Origin of the sequence: Paenibacillus lupini (assembly GCF_011761355.1) — a bacterium.
In the GTDB taxonomy this organism is placed as follows: Bacteria; Bacillota; Bacilli; order Paenibacillales; family Paenibacillaceae; genus Pristimantibacillus; species Pristimantibacillus lupini.
In genome coordinates this window covers 365,121-385,498 of sequence record NZ_JAASRW010000003.1, presented here as the reverse complement: position 1 = coordinate 385,498, position 20,378 = coordinate 365,121, and the positions used below count along the sequence as shown (strand labels likewise).

17 protein-coding genes are annotated in these 20,378 nt (G+C 44.8%); 6 read left to right on the top strand and 11 right to left on the bottom strand.

Annotation, left to right across the window (positions count from 1 at the left end):
* Positions 1–151: 151 nt before the first annotated feature.
* From FHS17_RS11315 to FHS17_RS11305, 3 genes are all read left to right on the top strand, one after another.
* Positions 152–1,633: a leucine-rich repeat domain-containing protein gene (locus tag FHS17_RS11315; RefSeq protein WP_167278508.1), complete on the top strand. Its 1,482-nt coding sequence runs from the start codon at positions 152–154 to the stop codon at positions 1,631–1,633.
* A gap of 161 nt (positions 1,634–1,794) precedes the next feature.
* Positions 1,795–2,508, top strand: a complete 714-nt coding sequence (locus tag FHS17_RS11310; RefSeq protein ID WP_167278507.1) for an ABC transporter ATP-binding protein — start codon at positions 1,795–1,797, stop codon at positions 2,506–2,508.
* The gene (locus FHS17_RS11305) at positions 2,492–4,096 is read left to right on the top strand and encodes an ABC transporter permease (protein WP_167278506.1); all 1,605 of its coding nucleotides are present in this window, start codon (positions 2,492–2,494) and stop codon (positions 4,094–4,096) included. The genes FHS17_RS11310 and FHS17_RS11305 overlap by 17 nt, the downstream gene beginning before the upstream one ends.
* A 77-nt stretch (positions 4,097–4,173) precedes the next feature.
* On the opposite strand, the gene FHS17_RS11300 is transcribed toward FHS17_RS11305, so the two are convergent.
* From FHS17_RS11300 to FHS17_RS11275, 6 genes are all read right to left on the bottom strand, one after another.
* Positions 4,174–4,797, bottom strand: a complete 624-nt coding sequence (locus FHS17_RS11300; protein WP_167278917.1) for a flavin reductase — start codon at positions 4,795–4,797, stop codon at positions 4,174–4,176.
* Positions 4,798–4,946: 149 nt separating this feature from the next.
* Complete coding sequence (locus FHS17_RS11295; RefSeq protein WP_167278505.1) at positions 4,947–5,444, bottom strand: DinB family protein; 498 nt, start codon at positions 5,442–5,444, stop codon at positions 4,947–4,949.
* Positions 5,445–5,474: 30 nt separating this feature from the next.
* Positions 5,475–6,182: an RNA polymerase sigma factor gene (locus FHS17_RS11290; protein WP_167278504.1), complete on the bottom strand. Its 708-nt coding sequence runs from the start codon at positions 6,180–6,182 to the stop codon at positions 5,475–5,477.
* Between the two features lie 47 nt (positions 6,183–6,229).
* Positions 6,230–6,652, bottom strand: a complete 423-nt coding sequence (locus tag FHS17_RS11285) for a VOC family protein (RefSeq protein ID WP_167278503.1) — start codon at positions 6,650–6,652, stop codon at positions 6,230–6,232.
* A 186-nt stretch (positions 6,653–6,838) separates the two neighbouring features.
* Positions 6,839–8,230, bottom strand: a complete 1,392-nt coding sequence (locus FHS17_RS11280) for an MATE family efflux transporter (RefSeq protein ID WP_167278502.1) — start codon at positions 8,228–8,230, stop codon at positions 6,839–6,841.
* Positions 8,231–8,381: 151 nt separating this feature from the next.
* On the bottom strand, positions 8,382–9,422 hold the full coding sequence (locus FHS17_RS11275; protein WP_167278501.1) for an NADH:flavin oxidoreductase: 1,041 nt from the start codon (positions 9,420–9,422) through the stop codon (positions 8,382–8,384).
* Between the two features lie 205 nt (positions 9,423–9,627).
* Between FHS17_RS11275 and FHS17_RS11270 the strand changes: the two genes are divergently transcribed.
* Positions 9,628–10,539 (top strand): glycoside hydrolase family 43 protein, encoded by a 912-nt coding sequence (locus tag FHS17_RS11270; protein WP_208420328.1) that lies wholly within the window; start codon positions 9,628–9,630, stop codon positions 10,537–10,539.
* A 77-nt stretch (positions 10,540–10,616) separates the two neighbouring features.
* Here the strand turns inward: FHS17_RS11270 and FHS17_RS11265 are convergent, their stop codons facing one another.
* Together FHS17_RS11265 and FHS17_RS11260 are read right to left on the bottom strand one after the other, a co-directional pair.
* Complete coding sequence (locus FHS17_RS11265) at positions 10,617–11,834, bottom strand: YheC/YheD family protein (protein WP_167278499.1); 1,218 nt, start codon at positions 11,832–11,834, stop codon at positions 10,617–10,619.
* A gap of 137 nt (positions 11,835–11,971) precedes the next feature.
* Entirely contained in the window at positions 11,972–13,309 is a 1,338-nt protein-coding gene (locus tag FHS17_RS11260) for a YheC/YheD family endospore coat-associated protein (protein ID WP_167278498.1), read from the bottom strand.
* 153 nt (positions 13,310–13,462) lie between these two features.
* Between FHS17_RS11260 and FHS17_RS11255 the strand changes: the two genes are divergently transcribed.
* Positions 13,463–14,533, top strand: coding sequence for a YheC/YheD family protein (locus FHS17_RS11255; protein ID WP_167278497.1), 1,071 nt, complete (start codon positions 13,463–13,465; stop codon positions 14,531–14,533).
* Between the two features lie 111 nt (positions 14,534–14,644).
* Here the strand turns inward: FHS17_RS11255 and FHS17_RS11250 are convergent, their stop codons facing one another.
* A complete protein-coding gene (locus FHS17_RS11250) occupies positions 14,645–15,544 on the bottom strand; it encodes a helix-turn-helix transcriptional regulator (RefSeq protein WP_167278496.1) in 900 nt (299 codons plus the stop codon).
* A 308-nt stretch (positions 15,545–15,852) separates the two neighbouring features.
* On the opposite strand from FHS17_RS11250, the gene FHS17_RS11245 reads away from it, so the two are divergent.
* Complete coding sequence (locus tag FHS17_RS11245; protein ID WP_167278495.1) at positions 15,853–16,686, top strand: phytanoyl-CoA dioxygenase family protein; 834 nt, start codon at positions 15,853–15,855, stop codon at positions 16,684–16,686.
* A 188-nt stretch (positions 16,687–16,874) separates the two neighbouring features.
* Here the strand turns inward: FHS17_RS11245 and FHS17_RS11240 are convergent, their stop codons facing one another.
* Both FHS17_RS11240 and FHS17_RS11235 read right to left on the bottom strand, forming a co-directional pair.
* A complete protein-coding gene (locus tag FHS17_RS11240) occupies positions 16,875–19,370 on the bottom strand; it encodes a S8 family peptidase (RefSeq protein ID WP_243865299.1) in 2,496 nt (831 codons plus the stop codon).
* Complete coding sequence (locus FHS17_RS11235; protein WP_167278494.1) at positions 19,336–20,298, bottom strand: AAA family ATPase; 963 nt, start codon at positions 20,296–20,298, stop codon at positions 19,336–19,338. Before FHS17_RS11235 ends, FHS17_RS11240 begins: the two co-directional genes overlap by 35 nt.
* Positions 20,299–20,378 lie beyond the last annotated feature (80 nt).

The window sequence follows — 20,378 nt, the reverse complement described above, 5'->3', positions numbered from 1 at the left end:
TGTTCTTATAGTTTTTCAATGCCTATATCTACTAATTTCTGCCTTGCGCTTGCAAATGTAGCGAGGAGTGGCTAAATACGATATCCTATGAACACTGCTATTTAATATCTCTATATTGTTATAGCAAATAAAATATGCGGGAGATCGATAAATGAATAGAGTTATCGCTGTACTGTTTTTAATTACGACCCTTTGTTTGAGTTATCCGGGACTAGCGTACATGGAGCCATCCAGCGAGGAGCCAACCTTTTATGACGCCAATCTCGAAAAAGCCATTAGATTGTCTTTGGGTAAAACAAACGACGAACCGCTTACTCAAGCGGATATGCAATCCCTTACCGTTTTAACTGCAAACCACAAGAACATTAAGGACCTGCGAGGACTAGAGTATGCTGTTAATTTAACAGAGATTCATATGAGCTATAATGACATTACAGATCTAACACCGTTAAAGTCTCTTACCAAGGTTCGCACACTCATGCTTCACGTCAATCAAATCTCCTCTATTGAGGCTCTATCGTCGTTGAAGGATTTGCGATTTGTAGATATTAGCTACAACCAAGTTTCATCATTGGATGTCATGAAACAATTACCCAACATGATTGATCTAAATGCCGAAAATAATAAAATTTCGAATATAGAGGCGCTTTCCGGGGCTGAGAATCTAGCATCTTTAATTGTAAATGGAAATGCGATAGAGAATATTGCACCGGTAAGCAAGTTGACTAAACTGACTTATTTGGAGATCTCTAATACCAAAGTCAAAGATTTAACTCCTCTTAAGTCGCTTGCCAAAGGACTAACCCACCTGGCAATTGACGGTAATCAGGTTTCGAATCTTAGTCCTCTGACAACACTCAATCATCTTATGAGTCTCTCTGCCATGAACAATAATATCGAAAGCCTTACTCCACTGGCTTCATTAAAGAGCTTGGGTTTATTGTATTTATCATCCAATAAGATTAAAGATCTGGACCCTTTAAGAAATTTGACCAATCTTAGTACACTCTATCTGGACAATAATTGTGTCTGGAATTTGGAACCATTAAGGAATTTAAAATCCTTAAGCACCCTTTACTTAAGCAACAATCGGGTATGGGATTTATCACCGATTCAAAATCATAAATTTGAAAACTTAATGGAATACGGTTCTCAGTTGAAGCTTGACGGCAACTATCTGGATTTATCCCCGAAAACTCCAACAAGCCAGATCTTTGACAAACTTGACGCAGATTACGCCGGATCGCAGAGCCTGGCACAGCGATTGGTTATCGGGAGCAAAACGGCCTACTTAGGCGATAAGCCTTACACCATAATGTCTGCTCCATTTATTCAAAACAATCGAACCTATGTACCGATCCGTTTCATATCCGAAAAACTTGGGGCAACAGTAAGTTGGAATCAGAGCACGAAAATGGTTACGATCAAAAAAGACGGAATTACCATTCGATGGGGCTTAGGCAGCAAAAAAGTTCAAGTGAACCAGCAATCCATCACGTACGATGCTCCCCTATTGCAAAAAAACAACACTTCGTTTGTGCCGGTACGCTTTGTGTCGGAGCAGTTGAACGCCTCTGTTGAGTACCTGGCCAGCAAAAAAACGGTAATTATTTTTAAGAATGTCTCAAACTGAATAAACCGCTTATGAGCAGTAGAAAGCCGCCGAATCCGCGAGGATTCGGCGGCTTTCAGGCTATATCAGAATCAATTAGGAATCTCCGCAACGGTCTAATCACAATTGCGTAATAGACGAGTAACCATATTCTAAGTATGAAAGAAATGAGGTTCACAGGCATGGAATTGATCCTACAAGGAATGACAAAAAGCTTTGGGGATAAGAAAGTGCTCCAGGGCGCAGGGTTCCATTTTCAGAAAGGTAAAATATACGGACTGCTGGGTCGAAACGGCGTAGGGAAAACAACATTGTTTAATTGCTTAAGTGGTGAAACCAAGATCGATAGCGGACATGCGTGGTTGAAGGATGAGGAAGACGAGCGGAAACTGGTCGAGGAGGATATTGGTTACGTGTATTCGCTGCCGATCCTGCCCGAATTTCTGACGGGTTATGAATTCATCAAGTTCTACCTTGATATTAACCGCGACAAGCGTTCGGACTCCAATATTGACGCTTACTTCGATAAGATGAGCATGTCGCAGGAAGATCGTCACCGGCTTATTAAAAACTATTCCCATGGCATGAAAAACAAAATTCAGATGCTGCTTTTTCTCATTTCAAAACCGCCGGTCATTCTGCTTGACGAACCGCTGACCTCCTTCGATGTGATCGTAGCACATGAGATGAAAAATATGCTGCGCGAAATGAAACACGATCATATCCTCATTTTCTCTACCCACATTTTGCAGTTAGCCGCCGATTTATGTGATGAGATTGTCGTACTGAACAACGGTCAGTTGTCCGCCGTGCCGGCCGATTTGCTGCATAGCGCGGAGTTCGAGCAAAACATAATTTCATTGTTAAAGGATGACAGTCATGCTGACAACATTTAGCACGCTGTTTTCCATTCGGACTTCCTCAACCGTCAATCGTCTGATTTTTTATGCTCAGAAGCTGCCTCTGGTCGGCAAAGCAATTAAGGATACGCAGTATGCCAATTTGGGTGGGAAAAAGGCGATTGCTGTCATCGCATTCCTTCTTCACGTCATTTGGGGCTTCGTTTCCAAGCTGGCTTTTCTAGGGCTACTAGTTTACATGCCGGCTGTCACCATGAACGGGACCCTGTCAAAGGAGGATCAGCTTTCACTATTTTTGCATATCTTCTTGCTGATTAGCTTTGGGGTGGCGGGTGTCGCCAGCGTCATGGTGCTCGAGACGAAACGAGAGAAGTACATTGCCGTAAAGCTCATGCGGATGAAGCCTGCCGCCTATATGCATGCGTCGCTGGGCTATCGTTATTGCTCTTACTTTATCTACTATATCCCGGCTATGCTGATCTTCACCTCCTTGCTGGATGTCCCGATTCTTAAAGGGATGGCGCTGGCCTTGTCGGTCACGCTTTGGCGGGTATTGTGCGAATATCTACATCTCAAACTGTTTCAGAAAAAGGGAATCGTGCTCATCAAAAATAACGTGGCAGTGTGGCTTGCGATAGGACTTGGCTATGGTGCTGCTTATGTGCCTCTTTTGCTAAATTGGACGCCAACAAGCGGCGAGCTGCTGCTCCTGTGGCCCGTTACGTTGGTCATTGTGGTGCTTGGCGCAATAGCTGCGTTGCAGTTAAAACGATATTCTGACTATCGAACGGCAGTTGATGCTGCGACAAAAAGGGATGATCCGCTGCTCGATCTTAGCCGTATGTTCGTGGAAGCAAATAAAAAGCAAGTGAAGTCAAAGGACGTCGACTATACCTCTATAGCAGGGCAAACGGCACAATATAACAACCGGGAAGGTTATGCGTATCTGAATGCGTTGTTTTTCGCAAGGCATCGCAGTCTCCTGTTACGACCTCTGTGGAACAGAATGGCGATTATTGGTGCTATTGGGGTAATCGGCATAGCATTTGCTCTCTTCGATCCGGAAAAGGCCTCCTCCCTGGCTGCAAAATGGAGCACGGGACTTCCTTGGTTGATCTGGATCATGAACTTTCTGTCCGTTGGAGAAAAAGCGTGCAAGGCTATTTTCTATAACTGTGATCTCAGCCTGATGCGCTACAGCTTCTATCGAAATGCCGCCGAACAGCATTTCCGAGAGCGGCTGTACCGCATCTGCGGGTATAACTTAGCGCTTGCCGCCTTACTTGGAGCCGCATTGACCGGATTTGCACTGACTGCCGGGGGAATATCATCGGAAGAATTGCTTCTGACATTAGTCTCTTTAATTGCTCTGTCTGTGTTTTTCTCCATCCACCATCTATTCCTGTATTACATTCTTCAGCCTTATTCGACCGAGCTAAATATGAAAAATCCATTCTTCTTTGTCGTAAACTTTGTCGTTTCCATCGCTTTCGTATTGGCCCTCATCTTGGAAGCTGATGCAATGGGACTCGCGATAGCCATAGTTTCCATAACAATCGTTTACTTCGTCACGGCGCTTACTCTTGTTAAGAAGTGGGGACCTCGCACTTTCAGAGTGAAGTGAGCAATTTACTAGTGATAGGAGAGGCTATAAAAAACACAGAGCAACGGCATTCCTCTCGCCGTGCTCTGTAACGCCCTCTATTTCGTAGCACCTGGCCCAAATACTGGGGCCAATCGGGAATTAGAAAGCTGTTCACTTAGGCCGAAATATTCACAGAAGTTCATAATCATTGGATTCCATTTGGACGGATCAATGTAATTGGGATGGTCTTTCATCGTCAGATTTTGATTTACGTGAATTTTCTCGATGTGGACCTCTAATGCAACCAGTGAACTCGGTTCTTCGAACGGATGTACCTTTATAAGCTTTGCCTCTAAATGAACAGGACATTGTTGTACGCGAGGTGCCTTGACATCTTGAGATGGTAAGGGAGTGAGCTTCGACTTACCGAATTTGTCCGGCTCGAATTGATAACCCCTAGCTGCCTTGGATTCCGGAACCGGGTTTCGTCCGGTTACCAAGGTGAGACTTTCAATAGCAGGAATCAGGTCGATAGACGGCATGTTCAGCACGCATTCTCCCTCTCTAATCAAATTCAGAGCGGTCTGAGATCTACTACTTAATCCGAGCATACAAGATCGATTCAGCCACCACGCTGACGACATCGGCGCCAAATTGGGTGTTCCGTCTGCATTCATTGTGCTAATCAGCACGACAGGCGAGCCGAAATACAAGATTTTAGGTTCGATTTCCAGATGTATGGTCATGTGTTATGAACTCCCTTCCGAGGCTTAATATGATCCTAATGTAGCACAGAACATTAGGCGCTCATACGAATTCGGAATGAGACAGCAAGAACACGAAAGAACAAGCGCTCCAGAGCTGTAGGATTGACCTCGGTAGCCGTTAGTTAAAAAAGTCCGCCTAAACGATCATCGGCTGGAGGCGGGTGGCCCAGATGTCTAGCCATCGATACGATTTGACCCTTGTGATGAAATTCATGCGTCTCCACATGTGTTAATAGCAGCAAAGGAGTTGCTGTCTTCGGGTAACCCTGCCAGCTCTCATCTTGTTCGATAGGTTCAGACCAACGATCGCAATATTCGTACAAGAACCGTTGTACGAGTTCATCTACTTCCGCAAATCTTTCGCGGACGTTCTTTACATCTGCACGTTCAATTTCGTGTACGGAAATATCCCTATGCTCGTTGATCTTCTTAAACGCAAAAGATTCCAACCAGAACCTGTAACAGTCAACGACATGAATATGGGTTCGTATGATTGTTCCACGTCCAAATTCGGAAACTGTTTGGTGTAATATTTGAGGAGGAAGTTCCTCCAAGAATACAAACATGTTTTGTCTTGCCAATCTGATCCAGCTGTATTGTTGCTGCAAGATTTCCAACAACCGCAATCACTCCTCGAGTTTCGAAAGATACTATCCGTCTTGCCATTTCAACTTCTCTGTTATCGTCAATAGATTGCCGTCGGGATCGATGATTGTAAAATAAAGCGTATTGCCGCGTAATTCGATCCGATCCACCGTGGCGCCATCGTCTATCATCGCCCTATATGAACGGAGTATTGCATAGGGGTCCGCACGGCGAAAACCGTCAACAAGCGCTTCGAATACCTCGATGCTAAGTCCGCGGCGCGGAGCCATAGACACAGAATCATCCCAACATTCAGGATGGCGTTCGACGGCCGTCTTCAGCCTCGTCCTCGCCCGCTTCAGAGCCGCCTTCACCGAGCCCTCGGATTGTCCGAACAGCTTTCCCGTTTCCTTCGCGGTAAAGTGAAAGACATCGATCAGCAATACCAGAACAACCTGCCTCGGTTCAAGCCGATCAGCCAATAGTTCGAGCGCCTCACGCACATCCCACTTACTCCATTCATCATAGGAAGCGATCTGTTGTTCGTCGAGCTGTCCGACTTGCGGCTGCAATTTACGGCTGCGGCATATATCTATCCATGCGTTTGAGGCAATTCGAAACAAAAACGGCTTCGTCATTTCTCTATCCGGAAAACGAGTATGCCAGCGATAGGCCTTAAAAAGTGATTCTTGCAGCAAATCATCTGCGTCCCAAGCCGAGCCGGCTTTTGCCAGACAATACCTTCTCAGATCGTTTTGTAGCGGAAGCGTCATTATCGAGAACGCCTCATATCCTGCGTCCGAATTGTTCCCCTGTGGCACTATCGTTGTTTCCTTATATTATCCTTGTGAGTGAAATACGGCGTATGCCCCGTCTCTTCCACGACACTTAATGGATTGCTATCAGGATCAAAGGCTTCGAAAAATCGATATCCATCCTCTTCGTGAATTTCGCTTAACTTCGCACCCTTAGCCTTAAGCTGACTATACGAATGGTTAATATCGTACGAAGTAAAATTGTAATAAGGCATCCTATCTTTACCCGAATCGAACTGGACAGGCTGCGGTTTTTCGACTTTCCATAATAAAACCAATGTTTGACTGTTAGGGAACGCGAGTGCAACTCGATAATCGGTCCTTTCAATTGGTTCCAGATCGAACATTCGAACGTACCACTCCGCAGAACGTGTAATGTCTGTTACAGGGATAAAAATGCTTGATACAAATGCGACGATTTTTTCCATAGATTGGCCACTCTCCTTTATCCTCATTTTCAATCTATTAACGATAAAAATCCATAATAAGATACGGGTAAACAATGATAGGCAAAAAAAAGCGTCCGAATCGATTATACGATTCAGAACGCTTTGCTAAGTTTGCTTATGATGGGACCGGTGGTTTGCCATTGGATCAGCTTCTCAAATCCGTTTTTAAGCCTGCGCCTCCATGCCGTTATCCGAAACGGAAGCCGGCTTCACTAACGCTTTCTTTTCCCAGACTCGGCTTCTCCAGCGAAGCAGCATCATGACTCCTCGCAGCCATTCGTCAACCGTAAAGGCAATCCATATGCCAAGCAGTCCAATTCCGAAATGAACGCCTAGCAAATAGGCAAGTGGTACTGACACTCCCCACATGGATATAGTGCCCATCAAGACAGGAAACCGCGCATCCCCGGCGGCACGCAGCGAATTGATGACGACCGTATTGAAGGTTCTGCCTGGTTCAAGTATGATGGAAAGCAAAAAAATACTCGATCCAGCAGCAATGATCTCAGGATCATCTGTAAACATGCCAACTAGCTCATGCCGGAATAACGCTGCCACACCGACGATCACTATTGTTAATAAGAAGCTAACCTTCAAGCTTTTCATCAATCTCTGGTAGGCCGCTTTCATATCCCCCGCACCAACCATTTGTCCGACGATGATTTCCGTCCCCACCCCGATCGCTAACCCCAACGCCATAAAATAGTTCGATATATTCATAACATAAACATGCGTATTTAATGCAGTGATACCAATCATATTAACAAAACTAATAATCATCAGATACTGCGACTGATAAGAGATATGCTCCCCCGCGGCAGGCAAGCCAATGCTCATGATCTGTTTTGCATAAGAACCGTTCCAGGTCACGTAATCCTTACGACGAATGGGTTCAGAAATCCGGCGATACAAAAGGATAAATAAAACGATAATGCCGAGCAAACGGCTCACGACCGTTGATATAGCCGCTCCTGTAACCCCCCATTCCGGAAAGCCCAAGTTGCCAAAGACAAGCAAATAGTTTCCTGCAATATGGATAATGTTCACACCTAGCGTGACATACATAACGCTCTTCGTGTTTCCGCTTGAACGGATGACTGACGACACTGCGTAAGAAAGCGCCTCGATCCAAATAAAACCGCCAATGATCTTCAAATAATGATTAGCAATTCCAATTTGTTCAGGATTTAATTTCAATAGCTGCAGCAGAGATTCCCCAAAACTTACGAGAACGATGCTGACGAGGATCCCGAATATCAGGTTCATCGTAATCGCCAGCGCTGAAATACGACTCGCCTCTTTCGCCCGCCCTGCGCCGATATACTGGGCAACCGCAACACTGGTGCCTACTCCAACAAAGCCGAACATCAGAATACAAAAATAAATAATTTCATTGGCTAAGCCTACTGCACCTGTCGCCTTGTCGGAGATGCGGCTTAACATAAACACATCCACTGTGCCCAGCAGCATCCGCAGCACGAAGTCAACGAATATGGGCCATGTCACAGCATAAAGACTAAGTTTCTTCCACGATGGAGTACTATTGGATAAGGTCACGTTTACAAGCTCCTACTATGTTATTATTCTCTGTTGCCTTCCCTAGTGTAGCGCTCGTTAGTGGATACGTCTATGCCTTGGAGGATTACTCAACAAAGCAAAAAAGCGGCTCCGCAAGGAACCGCCTTTAATCAAATACAACCTATGTTATTTAAAATAGGGTCTTTAGCGCTTCAGGCGTGAATGGCACCAATTCAGCCAATTTACCTTCGCGGATTTTGCTGGCCCATGCTGGATCAACAAGGAGTGCCCTGCCAATCGCTACCAGATCAAACTCATCATTTTCGAGCTTTTGCACAAGCCCTTCAATTCCTGTATTGGCAGAGCTTTTTCCTTCGGTGAAGAAGGTCATGAAATCACTGTCGAGTCCAACCGAGCCTACGGTAATCGTCGGTTTGCCGGTGATCCGTTTCACCCAGCCCGCAAGATTCAAATCCGATCCGGCAAATTCAGGCTCCCAGTATCGGCGGGTCGAGCAATGGAAAATATCCACGCCTGCATCCACCAGCGGTTGCAGAAATTGCTCCAGCTCTTCAGGACTATAAGCCAGCTTCACGGTGTATTCCCTTTCTTTCCACTGCGAAAGCCGCAGCACAATCGGGAAATCAGGCCCCACAGATTCGCGGCAAGCCCGGACGACCTCTTCGGCGAATCGGGTACGGGCTAGCAGACTGCCCCCGTAACGGTCCGTACGCTGATTGCTTTTCTCCCAGAAGAACTGGTCGATCAGATAGCCGTGCGCACCGTGGATCTCTATGCCGTCGAAGCCGAGCCGCTTTGCTTCAAAGGCCGAGTCGGCGAATGCTCGGACGATAGCTGCGATCTCGGCTACGGTATAGTCATTCACCTGCTTCTTCGTGCCCATATGCCAGATTTGCGGCATTATTTTCCCGCCCGCAGCATGAACCTCGGCTACGACGTTAGCCCAGCCCTTTAACGCTTCTTCACCGTAAAAGTGAGGCACATCATTGGAGTTTGAGGAATCGGGATGATTCACCACCGTTCCTTCCGTTATGATAAGGCCCACGTTATTCTCGGCTCTCCGGCGGTAATAAGCGGCCACATTTTCTCCCGGTACCCCATCCGGAGACATAGCGCGCGTCATAGGCGCCATCACAATGCGATTGGCCAGTGTAAGTTGACCAAGAGTAAACGGACGGAACAAGGATTGTACTGCTGTTGAAGTTGACAATGTATTAACCTCCGATCAAGAGTTGAATCCATTAAAAATTAGCAAACGCAATTTTATTATAACATCTTGTCCCATGAGTATGTGATCCCCTATCACCCGATAAGTTGTCGGTTGCTTTTGTCTGTTAGCGTTTTCAATGCGCCATTTTGTGTTATTATTTAGGAGGCTTAAAGCACTTACATTCAACCTACGGAGGAATCATAATATGAAGAATTCAGGAAACCCGATTTTCCCGGGATGGTATGCCGATCCGGAAGCCCGCGTTTTTAATGATACATATTGGGTGTATCCTACTTATTCCGCTCCATACGACGAACAGACATTTTTTGATGCATTCTACTCGAAAGACCTCGTCGAATGGCATAAAGTTGAAAAAGTACTGGACCGTTCAACGGTCAATTGGGCTAGGCGAGCTGTGTGGGCACCTTCGCCAATCGAACGGGATGGCAAATTCTATTTCTATTTTTGCGCTAACGACATTCAGAGCAACGATGAGCTTGGAGGAATCGGCGTAGCGGTGGCTGATCAGCCGGAAGGCCCGTTCCACGATCCACTAGGCAGACCGCTGATCGACAGGTTCCATCACGACGCGCAGCCGATTGATCCGCATGCATTCATCGACGAAGATGGAACAGCCTACCTTTATTTCGGTGGATGGGGCCATTGCGTAGTAGCAAAATTGAACGAGGACATGATTAGCCTTGGAACATTCGAAGATGGAGAGACATTCAAAGAGATCACTCCGACAAACTATGTCGAAGGTCCGTGCATGATTAAGAAAGACGGAAAGTATTATTTCATGTGGTCAGAGGGCGGTTGGGGCGGACCAAATTATTGCGTCGCTTACGCAATATCCGATAATCCGCTGGGGCCTTTCGAGCGGCTTGGTGTCGTGCTCGCTAAACAGGAGGACGTCGCGACCGGCGCAGGTCACCACGGATTTCTTCAGATACCTGGAACGGACGAATATTGGATCGTCTACCACCGGAGGCCTCTTGAAGAAACGGATGCCAATCATCGAGTCACCTGCATAGACAGAATGACGTTCAACGAGGATGGCACGATCATGCCTGTTCGGCTTACATTTGAGGGAGCTCCTGAAAGAGTTCTTAAATAAGGTATGCGTATAAAAAAACATCCTTAAACGCCCGGATCCATTAGGCGCTTAAGGATGTTTTTTTATTAGGAGGCACTTCAGGTTTTAAAGCCGGAAAGTGCATTGGCGTACAGCAATGGCTTAGCAACTTGCTTAAGGTATAAGTCCCTTTGCTTTGCATACAACGCCAGATGATGATCGGGTAAAATGTTTACTTCCAACACATAAATATGACCGTTTTTATCCACCATCACATCGACACCAATATCGGCATAGTTCCCGCCTTTGGCATCAAATACTTTGCAGGCCTTGGTGCAGATCTCTATCATTCGTTGCTGCGTCTGCAGCGACTGACTTCGGCTATAGCCATAAGTGCCTTGTAATGCATTCAAACCTTTGGATGCAAAGCCGGCAGAGGTAAAGTTTGTAACAATGCCGTTTTTCTTGCCGAACCTTGCAATGACACCTGTACAGGACCACTGAAGCTGTTCGTTTTTTTGCATAATCACCCTAAAGTCGATGCCTCTGCTGTCCTTTCGTTTCATTTCTATCCCTTGCTGCACGATATACTGTTGTTCTCGCAGGAGATTCGCTAGAAAACCAGCTGCCTCCTTGGTTCTAACGGGTACAATTCGATAAGCGCTAGCCTTTTTATTATTTTCAGGGTAAATGAACTGGTAGCCATCCCCCGAACGAACCGCTTTTATAATCCCTCTGGCCATAGATTCCATAGTAGGTTTCAGATAGACGGCGTTATATCGGGATAACATGTCATCCAGATCTTTGCGGCTCTGCAGCTTTCTCGTATGGGGCAAATGCTTGCGGATCGCCGGATTTGGGGAAAGCCATTTCCATAATTTCCACTTATTAAAATGGTCGCCCAGGAAATAACCATTAAACAGACGCTTGCCAAGCACCCGTTTGAGAGCTTTGTAAGTAGGCGGATTCAGCGCTGCTCTTCTATATAAAGCGGATGGATACGGGAAAGTACCAAGAGTCCAATTTGATTTTTTACCATTTGGAGAATAATAGTACCCTCTAATCTTCCTCGCCTGCAAGGAAATATCGTCAGCCCCGCAAACAAAGATTAAGCCCTGTATATGAGAATAGGGACGTAAATAATCATTGTAATTCTTTACTTTCTCTATTGTTATATCCGCGCCTGGTTTAAATACGACTATACCCAGCACTGGACCGATGTGGACGTTTTTTCCCTTGACCAATACTTTATATTGCAACGCAGGAAGGCTATACCCTTCCAGAGATGGCGATGAAATACCGATTGTATTGCTTGGCAGGCTTTGAGATACTCTCACCTTTAACTGCCGGCTCCAGCCTCCGAAATGCACCTGGACGGTTGATGGTCTACTTACGAATTTCCGCAAAAAAGCTTGGTTTACGTGTAAGCTGTCTTTCTCTGCATGATTCAGCTTTTTAACATACATAGCCATTATCACTGCCTTCCTTTCAATGGATGGCTTGTGCCGAAGCCGGCTAGTTTTTTTGCATACAGCATATTAGCTTTAATTGTTTGGTGAAACATTTGTTTCTCCCCTGCGTCCAAAGCGATGGTAGGATTGGGATCATTATGATTAACCTCGATAATCCATAATTTGTTCTGTGTATCAAGAGCAAAATCAAAGCCCAAATTAGCGGCATGATAGCCCGATGACACCAGCTGCATAGCAATATTCCGAGCAACCTTTTCCATCCTGCGGCAAGTAGCTCTAGCTTCAGCTTCTCCCCTATGCAGAATCCTTCGAAGCATTCGTTTCCCTTCTATTGCCGTTCCACCTTTGGATATGTTGCTTACAATCGATCTCCGAGGTCCAAGCCTTGAGATAATCCCCATCCGCTGCCAATGCCCATGTCCGTTTTTCACTAGGATTAACCGGAAATCAATTAGACGCTCCTTGGAAGAGACCAGCTTTATTCTTTCTTGAATTAAATAGCCGGAATGATGGGTTTGTTTCTGAAGAAATTGACCCAGCTCCTGCAAATTGTGAAAATGCTTCTTCAACGAGCCTTTATGCGTAACCGTTATTCTATTATTTTGTTTTGACAATTTGAGAATATGACTCCCAAATGATCCTTGGACAGGCTTCATATATAACTCTTCACTGTGTTCAAACATTCGGGCGATATCCTGCGGCCTTTGATACAGAATGGTTCTAGGCAGATGAGTTCTAACGCTTACGTTCCGGGAGAGAAGCTTGTGCATGCTCCATTTATCCAGCCGAAAGTCATTAAATATGGTTTTCCCAAGGTTGTGTTGAAAATGGCTCATTAATGGATGACTGGTCAACGATTTATTGAATATAGACGAAGGATATCGGTATTGACCGGATATCCATGTCTTCTTTGCAGGCGAATACATAAACCCGCGAATCGTCTTCGCCCGAAGATTAACATCCTCAGGAGAAAAAGCTAATAGTGCTCCGTTTATGTGACCGTACATCTTCGTGTAATGGATTAAATTCTGAAATGGGAGCCTGCCTTTTATCTTATCAACAAGAATGCCGATATAAGGACCCACGATCAGCGTATTTCCATCCTTGCGTACTTGAAATCGTCCTTCTGCCGGTATCTTTAATTGGTTCATACATGCATCAGAGACGAGCAATTGGCCTTGCGCTACCTTCTCTGAGGTCGTCAATTTGATTGGAATGGTCGTAATGCCGAATTGGAGAAGGAGACTTTGATTCCGAGATAAATTCCATTTCTTCAGGAATGCTGGGGCGACCAGGACCGTATCGGACGGTAGAGAGGTTCGACTGCGAATTTTGATCATGGTTAGGAACCTTTCCTTCCATTAAAAATCAGCTATGCATCAGTCTATTATTCGTGTACTACATTGTTACTTTGTTAATCACAATTGGGCTTTGTGTCCTTTCCATTAATCATTCATACACTAAAATTAAATCAAGGAGGGGAGGCTTTATTTGTGGCAACTCTCGGAATCATGTGGGATCGAATGAACAGGGGAGTTTTTAAATGGCAGGCCAAGGCCATTCAGGCAGCTGGGTTTGACAAGTTATTATTGTTTAAGCCTGACCATGTCGATCGAAGATCTCGAACCATTTCCGGATGGGTATATGAGAATAATCATTGGCGCTATGAGCCAAGATCCCCGTATCCTGCTATCATCTATGACCGCGGCATCTATAGCGGCCGAATGCTCCGGGAAGCTAGACAAGTGAAAGAAAACACGGGCATTCCTTTTGCAGGGGATTGGCTGGAGAATGATAAATGGAACATTCATAAAAAGCTCTCGGTAAATAGCAGGCTCCGTCCATATCTCATCCCCACCCTGCTGTTAAGCCATAATCAAGCCGCGCATAGTATGCTGCATAAATATAAAAAAGTCATTATTAAACCTCTTGGCACCCACAAAGGAACGGGAATATTGAAGCTGTCTTATATGAACGGGAAATATGTTTTAGAGGAAAATAAAAGGAAGAGAATCCACTTATCTAAAGAGGGATTGCATGGGAAGCTTGCTCAACTGAGCAGCCAAAGGAAGTATCTCGTTCAAAAATGGGTAGATATAACCGACTCTGCGAATAGAGTCTACGATATTCGCGTACTCATTCAGAAAAATGCACTTGGACAATGGCATCTGACCGGGATGGGTGTACGTTTAGGGAAAGCGGGTAACATTACTTCAAATTTGGCTACTGAAGGCAGCGCAAAGGAGATTATCTCTTTCTTATCCAGACAATTTGGTCCTACGCGGGCATTAAAGCTTGAGCAAAAGCTTCGGGAGCTTGCCTTTGAAATTGCCGTACAATTAGAACGGTCCTATCAAAAACGGCTTGTAGAGCTTGGACTTGATTTCGGGATAGATCATCAGTCCCATATTTGGATTATCGAGGCTAACGCCATACCTGGAAAAGAAGTGTTTAAGCAGGCTGCCACTCCCAAAGTGTTCAGACAAAGCCTACAGCTTCCGATTTATTATGCAGGCTTCCTGCATAATAGGCTTTCGGGAGGAAAAACTCGGCGCAAGCCATGAATGGCCCCTTCTAGCATTCGGAATAGAGAGCGACGGCGTTCCTCATGCCTCGCTCTCTATTCATCCTCAAGTAATACTGCGCTTCTTCGTCCCCCACCGCAATCGGATCAATCAATTTCTGAATTCCGTAGGCGTCAAACTAGTCTCCTCTTTAAAGTTACGGGAGAAATAATGAACGCTTGCGTAGCCAAGCCGCTCTGCGATCACTTCCATCTTCTCGCCGCTGAGCAGGTAATATTTCGCTTTACGGATACGTTCGTTAATGAGATATTGCTTCGGACTATCGCCGGTACATTTGCGAAATAGCGATGAGAAATAGATGACGTGATAGCCGCACAGCGCAGCGAGCTCATTCACGGTCCAATTCTTCTCCGGCTGTTGGTTAATTGCCTGGAGGGCAGGATCAATCTTGCCCTGTTCCGGCGACCTCGGCCGCTTCGTCAGCTGATTGCGAACAATGGTGGCAATCAACTCTGTCATTAATGAACGCAGCACGATGCGGTAGCCCGGCTGCTCGTTCATGTATTCTTTTACAATACGCATCAAAATCGGCTTGAGGTCGGGCTTGGTAAAGAAAGGCGGTAACTCCAGCAGCTCTTTGTTGTAGAGCTCAAGCTTGTAATTAGGGCGGATACTGGCTTTAAGCTTCTCCTCGCTGCATGCTTCAATCGAGAATGCAGGGTGGACAGGCTCTAGCGATGACTGGCGATATGCAAAATGGATGCCGATGAAGACGGCACCCGTTCGCGTGATGATCCGGTGCGGACAATGGGGTCCGTATAGCGCGCTATCTCCTGCTGCTAGAGTATATTGCTCCTGGCCGATCCTTATTTCGGCTTCGCCCGAGAGCAGGCAGAACAGCTGATAGTCCGGGATGATGCGAGGCCCCCATTGCTCGAAGGCAGGCACTTCGGCCTGGCTCGCAAAGTTTACCGTTGGCTGCAGATCATCGATCGCGCCCAGGACGATATCCGGATTTGAATACGGCGGATGCGGCGGGTCTTGGAACATACGGCGGAATCACCTCATGGCAGGAATGATTAATGATATTTGAAAAGTGCAAAGACCTGTTTCGTATCTGTAAATACACCGCTTACAAACTCCGTTATGCTTAGCACATCAAGCAATAACGCAAGTTCGAAACGCATCTAATCCACTGATTATTAAGGTGATCGCTTTCGAAGTAAGAATCATCACGATAGCCCGTACACGGTCCATAGTGGTGATAATTCATTAAGCTCACGCTTTCGAAGTAAGAATCATCACGAACAGCCATACGGCTGTTTGGGTGACAATTCTTTTTAGGAGGAATAGTTCATATGTTAAGTCAAGCACAAATCGCGGAGTTTGAAAACAACGGTTTTCTAAAAGGTGGGGTTGTGCTGAGCGAGGCCGAGGTAGATGAGCTTCGCGAGGAGCTCGACAAGGTGATGAACGGCGAGACCGTCAATAAACCTGCCTTAAATCACAACATGCTAAGTTCGGATTCCCCGTATGACAATATGAAAATGATCACGAGCGAGAGTGTCGTCCAGATCGTTAATATCTGGCTCGCCAGCGATCGTTTCCTACAACATGCCGCACATCCGGTCATCTGCGAGGAAATTGCCCAGCTTTGCCATTCCAATTCACTTCGCATCTGGCATGACCAAGTGCAATATAAGCCGCCTATTACAGGTGGACCTACGCACTGGCACCAAGATCACCCGCTATGGCCGATCATCCAGCCTTCCGACCTCGTCAGTGCATGGGTCGCGCTTGACGACGCCGTCATCGAAAACGGCTGCATGTGGATGGTGCCGGGCAGCCACAAGTGGGGCAATCACCAGCGCTATCTGGCGAACACGCCGGACTTCATGCCGTACCATAAACAGCCGGAGATGCTGCCGAACAACGCAGTAGTAAATGCCGTGCCTTTCGAGATCAAGAAAGGCCAAGTGGGATACCACCACTGCCTGACTTGGCATGGCAGCCCGAACAACCGATCCGAAATGAAGCGTCGCGCCATCGCCGTACACTACATGCCAGGCCACACCCGCTACGAGCCTGTGGGAGAGCATGTCATGCTCTCCTACGTCAACGTAAAGCCGGGCGAGCTGCTCATAGGTGATCATTTTCCAGAGGTGTACCGAAAGCAGGGGGTACAGGTTTAACGATTTTCAGGTGGGAGCCGCGCGGACTGCGCGGCTCTTTTGTTTTGTGGCGCATGTCCGGCTCGTATGGTGTATAGAAACAAACACTAAATAAGCAATATTTTTGCTCCACTTATAATAAGCCTCTCCGTAACGGTTAACGACGAAATATTGAAATAAAAAAAGCCGAGATCCTCGGCTTCCTCTGATTAAACTGACACAGTTGTTTCTATTTTATTTGATATAACAGAATATAAGTCAATTGATTGTTCAGGTGTTTTAAGTGAAACTACAAGTGAATATCTGACTCTTTTGTTCCACCGACCAAGCCAATGTCGCTCTCGCCACCACCCAACAGCAGGGTATATCCCTATTAGATTACTTGTTGCTAATTCCGCCGCGGTTCCCGTCCAGACATCAGAATGTATTGATCCCAAATGTCTGTTCTGTTTTCCTATTAACCAGTTTACGGTTGTACCTTCAATTTCGATCTCATCCTCATCTGTCTCAGCCGCTGCATTAATCCTTCTAAGAAAAGTCTCCTTTGTATCAGACCCATTAATTTCAAATCGCAAGCCACACGATGGATAGCGATATCTATTCTTCCAGCCAACCTCTCCTGGTCCGGGCTCAATGAAGTACGATAATGTTACCTTTAGTTCTACTTCTGTATTACCTAGTTCTAAAAGTTGATCTTTAGGCCAAGGTAATTCATGGAAGTGCATATCCTTGGTCACGTATCTTGAACCATTTTTTTCGAAAGGTTGTAAATCAGACTGTATTATCATGTTTACACTATTTTTAGCACACCATATTGCCCGTTCCAAGTTAGGAACCCCGTAACCACAAATTCTCAACATATTTCGATAATCTCTTTTTGAATTGCCTCTAAGGAACTGGTCTTTCAGTGTCTCAGTCCATTCAGCAGAATGTACCATTAATGCACGAATCGTTTCTGGCCATGCATCAGGGTATTCCACTTGAATCTGTGCAGCCATCCAGGCAGCCTTTGCTGTGGCAGCACTTGTTGCATTCATATAATCGAATTGCCTCATAAGTACTCTATGAGACGTTGTAAGCTGAGATAAATCATCACAACTTCTGAGATCACTCGGATCATTAAGTATGTTTCCGCCTTCCAGTAATATCTCTGGTTTTATGGGCCATTTATTATCCCAAAAGTATGACGTAGAGCTGGTTGGAGATAGTCCCCCTCTTGGGGCCAATGCTTCAAAATCCCCATTCTCTACTTTATTAATAGATACTTTCTCGGTAAATGCTCCTACGGTTAATGAGTTCCATGATTGTGCTGGATTTTGCACTGGCATGTTTAAATTACTTGTTGGATACTCTCTCCATAAAGTTGGGTCACTAACATTTCCTGCCGAAACAATGAATAGCTTTCTCTCTTCATCTAAATACCCGGACGTTATTTCGTCTATTGCGGCGGACCAGGAGGAAGGCTTCCCATCTGTTGTCTCGTAATCTGGTGCCGTTACTGCCATGCAAAGAATTCGCTTAATATTAGGTTTATCTATTGTAATATCACTTATTGATTGTGATGTTATTGCCCCATACAGTTTGGGTTCATTCTCACCAGGAGGTGGCGGAAGAATCTTATATGACTCCAGGTTGTGGAAAACTTTGACCCTCCCCCTAGTCTCAAGTGCATCCTGCAAATCTCCATAACCAGCAATCCCTGCCATGTTAGTTCCGTGTCCGTTGTGGTCATTGCTACCCCATTCTCTATTATAGCTCCTTTTATCTTCATCCTTTAGTAGAGGATTCAATAAAATGTGACCGTTATTGACACCTGTATCAAGAATACATATAGATACAGAACTATCAGCTATTACATCTAATCTCTCCATAAGATCCTTTGCCCAAGCGACCTGTTCTGAATTATCCAAAGTGGTGAAAAAACTTGCCAATTCGGCAGCCCTTCTTATTTCTGCGATATCGGGACTCCTTAGTATTATTTCTTTCAGATTTGTACTGTTTGCGTAAACCAAGACCACTGTACGCTCCGGAAATCTTAACGATTCTGGTTGCATCGAAAGACCCGTTGTTAATACCATTGAACGAAATCGCTCTTCTACATCCTCACTATCGCTACTAAGCCAAACCTCACACCATTGAGGTGAGTCCTCGGGCATATATCTATGGTCTCCCACCCAGAACGATTCGAGGACTGCAATTTTAATGTTCTCAATACTTGCAATGAGTTTTTCGTTTTTCGGCCTACCTGATGGAGTATCCGACTGAAGGTACTCCTCGACTTTTTGTAAATAATGCTGTTCTTGACCTTCTGGAATAAAAACAGTTGCTTTCTTTACTGGCAACCCGTCTTGCTCGATAGCTTGAACATTTAGAAGTCGTATCCCTGAACGTCTCCTTTCCAAACTACTGAGCTCCAATTCGTAATCCGGTGAACTTAAAAATTCGATATAAGTTCCTTCCTTAGTAGGAAGAGAAATAGCAGTTCTCTCAGTATTAATACTTCTAGATTCTTGCCATGCTTCTCGTAGTCTTCGATAAATGTAAGCACCATGCTCTTCCCTTTGACGAGGTGGATAGGTAGCTCGCTGCCCACCGGATTGTCTAGAAGTATAAGGAATTAATCCCCCATCTTGTGTAATGAAAATATTTTTTAAGCGCAATTCACTCATTTTAATCCCCCCGCCTATAAACGGAAATTCTCTCATTAAACATTTTTCCTAATAACTTCTCATTAACCTCATTTGTATCGTTTAAGATTGCTTCTTTTATCGCATCATCACATGCTTTTGATATTTCAGCATGACTTAAATGCAAACTGTTTTCAGCTATCTCATTCAAGTATAGATCTTTACTAGAGAACTGGCCTAACCGAATCTGAATTAATTTAATAATTTGCTTTTTGTCAGGTAGTTGATACTGGATAACATCATCAAACCGTCTAAATAGGGCTTGATCTAATAGTTTAAGATTGTTTGTGGCTGCAATAATAAAACTTCCCGAATTTTCATTCTCCAAGAATTGCAAGAAGGAGTTTAATACCCTTCTCATTTCTCCTACATCATTATCAAGACTTCTTTCTGAACCAATAGCATCGAACTCATCAAATAAATAAACTGCCTTCACTTCACTTATATTTTCAAAAATCTGTCTAAGTTTTACACTTGTTTCACCCATAAACTTTGTAACTAGTCGATCCACCATTATCGTACAAAAAGGTAACCCTGTTTCAGCTGCTATAACTTCAGCTGTCATTGTTTTTCCTGTTCCAGGTGGACCTGTGAATAGTATTTTTCTTCTGTTATTCAGTCCGAACTTATTAAGTTTTTCCTTTTGCCTGTATTCTAATAGAATACGTTCAATTCTAGATTTAATTTCGTCGTGTAAAACTAAGTCCTTAAGATAATATTCACTATTGCTAAGCAAAATCATTTCATTAAGTTCTTTATTAATGGGAACTATCTTTTTATTCAAATTCCTTCCCTTTTCAAGGATGTCTCTAATTTGCCTAGCAAAGGCTTGATGTCCTTTATTGGCTTCGTAGGCGGCAAGTTGTAAAACTATTGTATTAAAACGATCATTATCATTCTCATAATGGGACTTTATTAACATTTTTATTTGCTCTGCAGTTGCCACGATATTTTCGCCCCCTTCCTTAATATTATCACATCACTCAAAAGTGGAAATACTTGATAAAACGTAGAATTATATAAATT

Bases quoted from the DNA above. Each gene is read 5' to 3' on its own strand.
- FHS17_RS11315 (WP_167278508.1), top strand. From the start codon at position 152: ATGAATAGAGTTATCGCTGTACTGTTTTTAATTACGACCCTTTGTTTG.
- FHS17_RS11310 (WP_167278507.1), top strand. From the start codon at position 1,795: ATGGAATTGATCCTACAAGGAATGACAAAAAGCTTTGGGGATAAGAAA.
- FHS17_RS11305 (WP_167278506.1), top strand. From the start codon at position 2,492: ATGCTGACAACATTTAGCACGCTGTTTTCCATTCGGACTTCCTCAACC.
- FHS17_RS11290 (WP_167278504.1), bottom strand. From the start codon at position 6,182: ATGACGCTTCCGCTACAAAACGATCTGAGAAGGTATTGTCTGGCAAAA.
- FHS17_RS11285 (WP_167278503.1), bottom strand. From the start codon at position 6,652: ATGGAAAAAATCGTCGCATTTGTATCAAGCATTTTTATCCCTGTAACA.
- FHS17_RS11270 (WP_208420328.1), top strand. From the start codon at position 9,628: ATGAAGAATTCAGGAAACCCGATTTTCCCGGGATGGTATGCCGATCCG.
- FHS17_RS11260 (WP_167278498.1), bottom strand. From the start codon at position 13,309: ATGATCAAAATTCGCAGTCGAACCTCTCTACCGTCCGATACGGTCCTG.
- FHS17_RS11250 (WP_167278496.1), bottom strand. From the start codon at position 15,544: ATGTTCCAAGACCCGCCGCATCCGCCGTATTCAAATCCGGATATCGTC.
- FHS17_RS11245 (WP_167278495.1), top strand. From the start codon at position 15,853: ATGTTAAGTCAAGCACAAATCGCGGAGTTTGAAAACAACGGTTTTCTA.
- FHS17_RS11240 (WP_243865299.1), bottom strand. From the start codon at position 19,370: ATGAGAGAATTTCCGTTTATAGGCGGGGGGATTAAAATGAGTGAATTG.